This is a genomic window from Enterococcus sp. 3H8_DIV0648 (assembly GCF_002140655.1).
Taxonomy (GTDB): Bacteria; Bacillota; Bacilli; order Lactobacillales; family Enterococcaceae; genus Enterococcus_A; species Enterococcus_A hulanensis.
Map to the genome: position 1 here is coordinate 1 of NZ_NGLG01000004.1, position 9,605 is coordinate 9,605.

Sequence of the window (9,605 nt, forward strand, 5' to 3'; positions counted from 1 at the left end):
GTATAATGAAATTACTTATACGGACAAGTCGAGATATCATTCTGGACAGGATTTTTTGTGCTAACCAGCCAGTCTGGAAATAGAAAAAATGAAGAAGGTGGACAGTTTGAAAAACTATGAAGTGATCTATCAAGCAATCGAACGCGGAATTTTAAAAGGTGTCTATGAAGCGGGCTCTTATCTGCCTAGCGAAAATAAGCTGCGGCAAACGTATCATGTCTCGCGTGATACGATTCGTAAAGCCTTATCGCTTTTAATGGCGAATGGTTACATTCAAAAAATTCAAGGCAAGGGGTCGCTGGTATTAAAGCGGGAGCAGTTGCGTTTTCCTGTTTCTGGCTTGACTAGTTACAAGGAGCTGCAAAATTCCTACGGCTACGACAGCAGCACCGAGGTCGTCAGTCTAAAAAAAATTGTGATCGATGAGAAAATAACTCGTGTCACAGGCTTTGAAGCAGGAGTTGTTTGTTGGGAATTGATTCGCACGCGTGCGATCGATCAGAAAAAAGTGATTCTCGATAAGGATATACTGCTGACAACAACTATTCCCGAACTGGATACTGAAATAGCCAAAGATTCGATCTATCGCTATTTTGAAAACCAATTGGGATTGAACATCGCTTTTGCAGAAAAAGAAATCACGATCGACGCATTAACTGACGAGGACCGTGATTTATTAGACTTAAATCAGCATGATATCAATATCGTTTCTGTAAAAAGCCGAGTCTTCACCAGTGATGCTCGTCAATTTCAATATACCGAGAGCCGTCATCAGGTCGATAAATTTCGCTTTTTCGATTTTGCCCGGCGCCACCCTTCTACTATGTAGGGTTCTTATGAGATAAATTACCAAATGAAAAGACTGTGCTGATTTTTTTCAGCACAGTCTTTCTTGAATTATTGTTTGGTTGAACCTTTTTCGAAGATGCCATGTGGCAATTCGATCGTCTTTTGTTCAATGTCTTCTTTATTCATCATTTTTGTTAATAGACGCATTGCTACAGCACCGATATCATATAACGGTTGTGTTACACTGCTTAGGCGTGGACGAGCCACATCTGTTAACAATGAATCATTGCTTGTGATGATTTCGAAGTCTTCAGGAACTTTCACACCTTTATCAATCAAACCATCTAACAAACCAATCGCCAACTCATCGTCAGTGACGTAAGCAGCTGTTGCGCCGCTGTTTAAAATACGGTCAGTCAAAGCCAAACCTTCTTTAAAGTTATAAGGGGCTTCAAAAATCAAGCCTTCATTATAATCTAAGCCATTGTCAGCTAAAGCTTCTTTATAACCGCCCATCCGAGCTTGTCCATTGATCGCATCGATCAACGCACCGCTGATGAAAGCAATTTTCTTATTACCGTGTTTGGCTAATAAGTCGATAGACTCTTTCGTAGCTGCTGCATAATCAATGTTTACACTGCCGACTTGTTCATCTGGATCAATTGAACCAGCTAAAACGATCGGTGTTTTTGAACGTGAAAATTCCGCACGGATTTCATCAGTAATGCGATGACCCATGAAAATCACACCGTCTACTTGTTTTGCTAACAAGTTGTTCAGTACGTTCACTTCTTTTTGCGCTTCCCCATCTGAGTTAGCTAAAATAATATTGTATTTGTACATTGTGGCGATATCATCGATCCCGCGTGCTAATGACGCGAAAAACATATTGCTGACATCAGGGATGATTACACCGACTGTTGTCGTTTTCTTGCTTGCTAGTCCTCGTGCGACAGCATTTGGACGATAATCTAGACGTTCAATAACTTCTAACACCTTTTTACGTGTTGTTGGTTTTACATTTGGGTTGCCGTTGACCACACGAGAAACGGTTGCCATTGAAACATTGGCTTCGCGGGCAACATCATAAATCGTAATTGTTTGCTTTTCCATGGATATGCTCCTTTGATTTTGTTTTCAGAAAATATCATTTACATTTCTAAAAGATAATAGCACGTTGTTTCACTGATTGCAACCGTTTTACACATTTTTCCTTAAAATTGTGTAAGCGTTTTATAAGAATCGTTTTTCAATAAATTTTATTAGTGTTACAATCAATATAACGCCAAAAGAAAGAAGGATGCTTTAATGAACCAAGAAAAAGTTTTAGAACTACGCAAATGGATGCAAAAAAATGATGTAGATTTGGCTTATGTCTCTGATGCGAGCCACATCGGTTACTTCTCCGGATTTGATAGTAATCCGATGGAACGTGTATTAGCATTGTTCATTCCGCTTGAAAAGGAACCATTTTTATTTGCACCTGGCTTAGAAGTCGAAGATGCAAAAGCCAGCAGTTTTGAATACGATGTGGTGGGCTACTTAGACAGCCAAGATCCATTTACCATCATCGTAGAAGAAATCAAAAAACGCTACGGTTCGCCTAAAAAAATCGCGTTAGAAAAAAATCAATTAGTATTGGATCGTTATTTACGTTTAAGCGACGCCTTTCCATCTGCTGATTTTTCAGCTGACTTAACTCCGCTAGTTCAAGAATTGCAACTATATAAAACCGAAGAAGAATGCCAACGTTTGATCGAAGCAGGCTCTACCGCTGATTTAGCCTTTGAAATTGGGTTTAGACATGTGAAGCCAGGTGTCACCGAAGAAGAGATCGTCGCTGAGATCGAATATGAATTAAAGAAAAAAGGCATTAAACAAATGTCCTTCCCTACCGAAGTCTTGGCTGGACCAAACGCTGCCAGCCCCCACGGTACCCCAGGGAAAAACACCTGTAAAGAAAACGAACTTGTTTTGTTTGACCTTGGTACGATCGTTAACGGCTATTGCAGTGATGCGACTCGAACAGTTGCTTGCGGCAAACCAACTGATCACCAAAAGGATATTTACAATATCGTATTAGACGCTCATATGGCAGCGCTAGAGGCTGTGAAACCTGGTGTGACTTGCGGTCAACTAGATAAACTGGCCCGTGATGTTATTGAGAGCCACGGCTATGGTGAATACTTCAACCATCGTTTAGGCCATGGTATCGGAACAACGATCCACGAATTCCCGCAAATCGTCGGCGGAAATGATCTGGAAGTGAAAGAAGGCATGTGCTTCTCGATCGAACCAGGTATTTACTTGCCAAATGATGTCGGTGTTCGAATCGAAGACTGCTTGTTTGTAACTAAAGACGGCTGCATTCCATTCACTAAGACTTCAAAAGAATTAACCATCTTATAGAAGACAAAAGGAACATCGATCAAAAAAATGATCGGTGTTCCTTTTTTAATTCTCTCCTATCGCTCGTTGATCACTGAAAAAATAAGCACTTGTACTAAAGTAAGCAATCATGATCAATGCTAAAAATAAATAGAATACATTGTCTTTAAGTGAATGCAAATACCATAGTGAAAAAGCTAAAACAGCCGGCAGCAAAGCAAACCTATTCCAAGGCTGTTTCCAATTGCGGCGGATCATTACCCATAATACCCGCAATGGAAGAAAGGCAATTCCAAATACGACCAAACCTAAAAACCACTTAATTTTCCTCAAAAAATCTTCCTCCTTCTCTTTTTTTGAAGAAGATGCCTCGACGAATTGAACAGCTAAAACTTTCTCTAAACTTTTTTTAGAAATAGCATCCGGCTCACTTTTTCCCAGCTCCCATTTTGAAATAGTTTGTCGGGTCACATAAATTTGATCGGCCAATTGCTGCTGAGTCATCTTCAATTCTTCTCTTTTTGAACGAATCGTTTTTCCTATTTCCAATTTCGCTACACCTCAATTATTGATTATTATGACCTCAGATTACAGCAATATCATGCGTTGCGCACGCAATGGCAAAAAAAATAGCCCTTAATTGCTAAGGGCTACATCATTACATGCTATTCTGGATTATTCTTTTCAACTTCTTCTTTTAATTCTTCTTTGACTTCAGAAAAATCAGGTGTTTCATCATTCGCTTCTTTTGTTTTAGCAGCCAAAGCTTCTGCACCTTCAGATACAGTGTCTTTAGCGTCTTCTTTAGTCTCTTTAGCATCAATTACGATATCTTCCGAGGCATCTTCAGCAACATCTTTAGCATCGCCTGCCGCTTTACGGAAACGATCAGATAAATCAGAGCTTTGACGTTTCAAATCTGCCAAGGTATCGGCAGTGATATCATCCATGTCGTCCATAGAATCACTAACTGTATCTTTCACATTTGAAGCCAAATCACTTGCTTGCTCACTCAAGTCAGAAGCCCGATCTTTCACGATCGATCCCATCTCACTTGTCTTCGTAACGATATCATCCGTATAATCTGAAGCTAGATCTAACCATTCATCTGTTTTTCTCGCTAAATCTTCACGCATTTCTTTTCCTGACTTCGGTGCTAATAATAAAGCTACTACTGCAGCAGCTGTCCCGCCGATTAAGGCTCCTGCTAAAAATCTTCCGCTTTTTGCCATTCTTAACCCTCCGTTTTCGTTGTTGTCTTACGATCTCTAAAGAATCTCATTGTGGTCGCGCCAACTTTTCCTGCAACACTTGCCTTCGCTGCATTCTTTCCAACGCCGCCAACTTTCCCTGCTAAATTGCGACTGCTAGTATTCAAATCAGAGACACTCTGACTCAAATCAGCCACCGCCGTAAACAATGGATCAATCGTTTCAACTTTTCCGTTAATATCATTCAACAAGTGATTGCCTTTAACTAACAATCCTTCTACTTGCTGCATGAGTAAATCTACATCTTTGGTAAGAACATCAATCGTTGTATTGGCCTCGGTCACCGTCGTTTCAACTTTTTCAACCGTTTTTGAAACTTGGCTTAAGACACGCACTAAGAATATAACCAAAACAACAAATGCAAGTGCCGCAATAATTGCAGCAATGCCGCCTAAACTCATTCAATCGCTCCTCTCATATTTCACTCATTATGCTAACTTAAATTATACCATTCTAAGGGAAATTAATGAAAGAGAAAGAGCTATAATATGTACTATTAAAAAAGCATCTCAATTAAATCATTGAGATACTTTCGTAAAGTTTTGACGGATGCCATTGTAAATGATTTCTAAATCACTGATCAAATCCGTTTCATTAAAAGTATTTTCAGCAAAACTCTCTGCATGCCCACGAAAATAATTTGTCATTACACGCTCGACTTGAATAAGCTCTTTATCTGTCAAATCACATACAGTAAAAATTCGATCAAAGGCAGCTCTTAGAAAAGCGGCAATTTTTTTTTCGTAAGAATCTATGTACTCTTTCTCGTAAAACACAGTATAAAATGCGTTTTTATTTTTCGCGAAAGCAGCCCACGTTTTTCCTAATTCGATAAAGGCACAAAGATCTGCTCTGCCTAATAACGAATCCACTAATTGTTCGCGAAAGTCCTCCATTGCCCGTTTCACGACTGACTGCCGTAATTCTGTTACACTGCCTGTATGCGTATACAACGAAGGAGATTTGACATCAAGGCGGTCAGCGATTTTATTCAGTCTCAAACCATGAAGTCCTGACTCATAGACCAACTCCATCGCACATTCAATGACGATATCTTTGTTCAATCGGGAAGTTTTCATTAAGTCTCCTTTTCTTTTACGTTATTTCCAAAAAACATTATATAACAAAATATTATATTTAATCTATACGTTATATTGATAATTTGCATTTAAAAATCAAATAATTAGCCTTTTTAAAATAACTAACAATATAAAAAGCGTAGAAGCTAATCTACGCTTTAATAATTATTTTTTGATTTTTGTTTGTCCGCTTAGTTCTTTACCTGTGGCAATGATGTATTCTCTTAATTTATCTTTGATCTCTGGATGTTTCAAGCCATATTCGATACTTGTAGTCATAAAGCCGAATTTATCACCCACATCATAACGTTTTCCGCTAAATTCTTGAGCAAAAACGCGCTGAGTTTTGTTCAAAGTATCAATCGCATCCGTTAATTGGATCTCGTTGCCTGCACCTGGTTTTTGATTGTCTAACACATCAAAAATTTCAGGTGTTAATAAATAGCGGCCAATAATCGCCAAATTGCTTGGTGCTTCCTCTGGTTTTGGTTTTTCTACAAAGTTCTTCACATTGAACAACCCTTTAGAAACCTCTTCACCTGGATTGATGATCCCATATTTGGAAGTTTCATCTTCAGGAACACGCATAACGGCAATCGTTGAGGCATGTGTTTGTTCATAATCATTCATCAATTGTTTAGTCAACGGAACACGATCTTCCATCAAATCATCACCTAGCATTACAACGAATGGTTCGTTGCCAACAAAGGCGCGAGCCTGCAAGACAGCATGTCCCAAGCCTTTAGGATGTGATTGACGAATAAAATGCAGGTTCACATCTGTCGTCTCTTCGACTAATTTTAATAAATCTGTTTTGCCTTTTTCTTTCAGATTCATTTCTAATTCGATATTCGCATCAAAATGATCTTCAATCGGGCGTTTAGCTTTTCCCGTTACGATCAAAATATCTTCGATCCCAGATTTTAACGCTTCTTCAACGATAAACTGGATTGTTGGTTTGTCAACGATCGGAAGCATTTCTTTAGCCATCGCTTTTGTAGCCGGTAAAAATCTCGTTCCCAACCCTGCGGCTGGAATAACTGCTTTTTTCACTCGCATGTTTCTTGTCCCACTCTTTCTATTTATTCTATAGTAAATTCATTTTCAAACGTACCTTCACGGGTCATCAATTCTTGACAAGCCTGACGTACGTCTTTCCCATTGTATAAAACATCATAGATTGTTTCAGTGATCGGCATGCTGACATTCATACTATCAGACAATTCTTTCGCTGCTTTCGTCGTTGAAACACCCTCGACGATCATGCCCATATTTTCTAGAACCTCGTCCAGTTTATGACCTTTACCTAAAAGATTTCCTGCACGCCAGTTTCGGGAATGGACCGATGTACACGTAACGATCAAATCACCTACACCGCTTAATCCAATAAAGGTCAGCGGATTCGCTCCCATGGCTACACCAAGACGACTGATTTCTGCTAATCCCCGTGTCATGATCGCAGCTTTAGCGTCATCACCATAAGAAAGACCGTGTAATGCACCAGCTCCCAGAGCAATAATATTTTTTAACGCCGCTCCCATTTCAACACCGATTACATCCGGATTAGTATAGATTCTTAAATAGTCGTTCATGAAAAGTTTTTGGACATAAGTCGCTAACTCTTCGTCTTTGCAAGCAGCAGTAATTGTCGTAATATCATGAACAGCTACCTCTTCCGCATGGCTTGGTCCAGATAAAACGACCACGCCTTGACGATGTTCTTCCGGAATCTCTTCGATCAAGACTTCTGAGATTCGTTTATGCGTATCTTGTTCCAGCCCTTTACTAGCATGGATAATAACTGGTTTATTTTCAACAACTTGAGCAAATTCCTGTGCGACTGATCGAATCGCTTTCGTTGGTACAACGAATAAAACCGCATCCGCATCCTTCACCGCATTCTTCAGATTTTTTTCACCTTTGATGCTTTCGGGAATTTTTAGATCTGGCAAGTAATGGCGATTCGTGTGGTACGTATTGATTTCATCAATTTGTGCCTCATGATTTCCCCAAAGTCTTACTTCATGCCCATTTTCGGCTAAGACTTGTGCTAACGCCGTCCCCCAAGAGCCCGGTCCTAAAACTGCAACTTTTTGCTTCACAGAGATTTCCTCCTAGTTCATATTAAGCTATTTATTCCATTAAGAAAATAAATACGCTTGTACTCAAAAATGGTTCATTTTAAAAATTTCTTCCTTACCATCATAGCATAGATAGCCTTTGCCCCGTTCTTAAATTAAAGCTTGATTAGCACCCTTATCACGTTCGTACAGCTTGATATCTGTCCTTTTTTTTCGACGATAATAAAGCAGAACTAATCCGCCAACAAATAAAACAACTGACAACATTTGGGATACACGGATGCCGCCAAACAAGTACAGACTGTCTGTCCGCATACCTTCAATAAAGAAGCGGCCAAAGCTATACCAGATTACATAACCTAAAAAGAGTTCACCGTGCTTAATTGAAACCTTTTTACGAATGATCAGAATCAGAATAAAACCTGCTAGGCTCCACATTGATTCATAGAAAAAAGTCGGCTGGCGAAAAGCGCCATCAATATACATGTTATTGATAATAAACTGCGGCAAATGCAAACTCTCTAAAAATTGACGCGTTGTTTCCCCGCCGTAAGCTTCATGGTTCGTAAAGTTGCCCCATCGTCCCATCGCTTGCGCCAACAGAACACCCGGTGCTACTACATCTAAAAAAAGCCACGGATCAATAAAATTATGTCGTGTATAAACGATCAAGACAATGGTTGCTGCTATCAAACCACCATAAATGGCCAAGCCCCCGCTGCGTGTGTTAAAGATTTGAATCGGATCTGCAAGATAGGGACCTAAATCAAACAAAATATAATATAACCGAGCACCAATGATCGCAATCGGCAGAGCCCAAAGAATGAAGTTTGTCATGTCATCTTCTTTTAGACCAACTCGTAATGCCTCGCGATTAGAAAGCCATAAGGCAATGGCAATCCCGGAAACGATAATAATCGCGTACCAATAAATTGGAAGACCAAACAATTCAAAGGCTGTACGATTTATTTGAGCAACCATTCTATTGTCCAGAATTTTCTTCGATTAATTGGGTCAAACGATTTTCAAAGGTCTTCGTAGCATCGTAACCCATCGTGCGCGCTCGGAAATTCATTGCTGCCACTTCGATGATGATAGCAACATTTCGACCAGTCTTCACTGGGATCTTCACCTGTGGAATTTTCACATCGGCGATCTCTACTTCCGTATTCCCACTACCTAAGCGATCATATTTTTTGTCTTTCGACCAATTTTCTAAATAGACCACTAATTGCAATGGCATCGATCCTCTTACCGCACTGGCACCAAATAAGTTCATTACATCAATGATACCGATTCCGCGAATTTCGATTAAATGCTGCAAAATTTTAGGCGGCTCCCCGACCAAAGTCAGTTCGTCCTGCTGATAAACATCGACCCGATCATCTGCGATCAAGCGATGTCCGCGTTTAACTAATTCCAAAGCAGTTTCACTTTTACCAATGCCGCTGTCGCCTTGAATCAGCACACCCAATCCATAAACATCCACCAATACACCATGAACACTTGTCCGTGCTGCTAATCCGCCATTTAAAAAGCTAGAGATTTCACCTAATAAACGAGATGTTGAGATTGGTGAGCTCAAGACCGGAATGTTGCGTTCGCTAGCTGCTTTTATCATTTCTTTTGGCGGAGTTAACCCCCGGGAAACGATAAAAGCCGGTGTGTCATCGCTGCACATACGACGTAAAACCATTAACCGTTCCTCTGGCATCATGCGCTCGGCAAAGGTGATCTCTTTATTTCCAAAAAGTTGTAAACGATCATGCGAATAATAGTTAAAATAGCCGGTCAACTCTAAACCTGGACGAGAAATATCACCGGTAGTGATGACCCGCTCTAGGCTTTCTTCATCGCCAGTTACTACTTCCAATGAAAGTTTATCAACTAGTTCTTTTACTTTTACTGTTTCAGCCATATAATCCCTCTTTTCTACACTTCCGCTCTATTTTATCATTTTATCAATGGAGTGACTAGGTTCAGACAACTTCTACCAT

At 39.9% G+C, this 9,605-nt stretch carries 11 protein-coding genes; 2 read left to right on the top strand and 9 right to left on the bottom strand.

Going from position 1 to position 9,605, the window contains the following annotated elements:
* Positions 1–106 precede the first annotated feature (106 nt).
* On the top strand, positions 107–829 hold the full coding sequence (gene treR / locus A5875_RS22775; protein WP_088935886.1) for a trehalose operon repressor: 723 nt from the start codon (positions 107–109) through the stop codon (positions 827–829).
* 68 nt (positions 830–897) lie between these two features.
* Here the strand turns inward: treR and ccpA are convergent, their stop codons facing one another.
* A complete protein-coding gene (gene ccpA, locus A5875_RS22780) occupies positions 898–1,902 on the bottom strand; it encodes a catabolite control protein A (protein ID WP_088935887.1) in 1,005 nt (334 codons plus the stop codon).
* Positions 1,903–2,097: 195 nt separating this feature from the next.
* Between ccpA and A5875_RS22785 the strand changes: the two genes are divergently transcribed.
* Positions 2,098–3,198, top strand: coding sequence for a M24 family metallopeptidase (locus tag A5875_RS22785; RefSeq protein ID WP_088935888.1), 1,101 nt, complete (start codon positions 2,098–2,100; stop codon positions 3,196–3,198).
* 45 nt (positions 3,199–3,243) lie between these two features.
* Here A5875_RS22785 and A5875_RS22790 read toward each other — a convergent pair whose 3' ends face one another.
* The 8 genes from A5875_RS22790 to hprK form a co-directional block, all read right to left on the bottom strand.
* Positions 3,244–3,726 (bottom strand): helix-turn-helix transcriptional regulator, encoded by a 483-nt coding sequence (locus A5875_RS22790; protein WP_088935889.1) that lies wholly within the window; start codon positions 3,724–3,726, stop codon positions 3,244–3,246.
* A gap of 116 nt (positions 3,727–3,842) precedes the next feature.
* Positions 3,843–4,409 (bottom strand): YtxH domain-containing protein, encoded by a 567-nt coding sequence (locus tag A5875_RS22795; RefSeq protein WP_088935890.1) that lies wholly within the window; start codon positions 4,407–4,409, stop codon positions 3,843–3,845.
* Between the two features lie 2 nt (positions 4,410–4,411).
* The gene (locus A5875_RS22800; protein ID WP_088935891.1) at positions 4,412–4,849 is read right to left on the bottom strand and encodes a DUF948 domain-containing protein; all 438 of its coding nucleotides are present in this window, start codon (positions 4,847–4,849) and stop codon (positions 4,412–4,414) included.
* 117 nt (positions 4,850–4,966) lie between these two features.
* Positions 4,967–5,527 (bottom strand): TetR/AcrR family transcriptional regulator, encoded by a 561-nt coding sequence (locus A5875_RS22805; protein ID WP_088935892.1) that lies wholly within the window; start codon positions 5,525–5,527, stop codon positions 4,967–4,969.
* Positions 5,528–5,692: 165 nt separating this feature from the next.
* A complete protein-coding gene (galU, locus tag A5875_RS22810; protein ID WP_088935893.1) occupies positions 5,693–6,586 on the bottom strand; it encodes a UTP--glucose-1-phosphate uridylyltransferase GalU in 894 nt (297 codons plus the stop codon).
* Between the two features lie 23 nt (positions 6,587–6,609).
* Entirely contained in the window at positions 6,610–7,629 is a 1,020-nt protein-coding gene (locus A5875_RS22815; protein WP_088935894.1) for an NAD(P)H-dependent glycerol-3-phosphate dehydrogenase, read from the bottom strand.
* Between the two features lie 129 nt (positions 7,630–7,758).
* The gene (gene lgt, locus A5875_RS22820; RefSeq protein ID WP_088935895.1) at positions 7,759–8,589 is read right to left on the bottom strand and encodes a prolipoprotein diacylglyceryl transferase; all 831 of its coding nucleotides are present in this window, start codon (positions 8,587–8,589) and stop codon (positions 7,759–7,761) included.
* A gap of 1 nt (position 8,590) precedes the next feature.
* Positions 8,591–9,526, bottom strand: a complete 936-nt coding sequence (gene hprK / locus A5875_RS22825; protein WP_088935896.1) for an HPr(Ser) kinase/phosphatase — start codon at positions 9,524–9,526, stop codon at positions 8,591–8,593.
* Positions 9,527–9,605 lie beyond the last annotated feature (79 nt).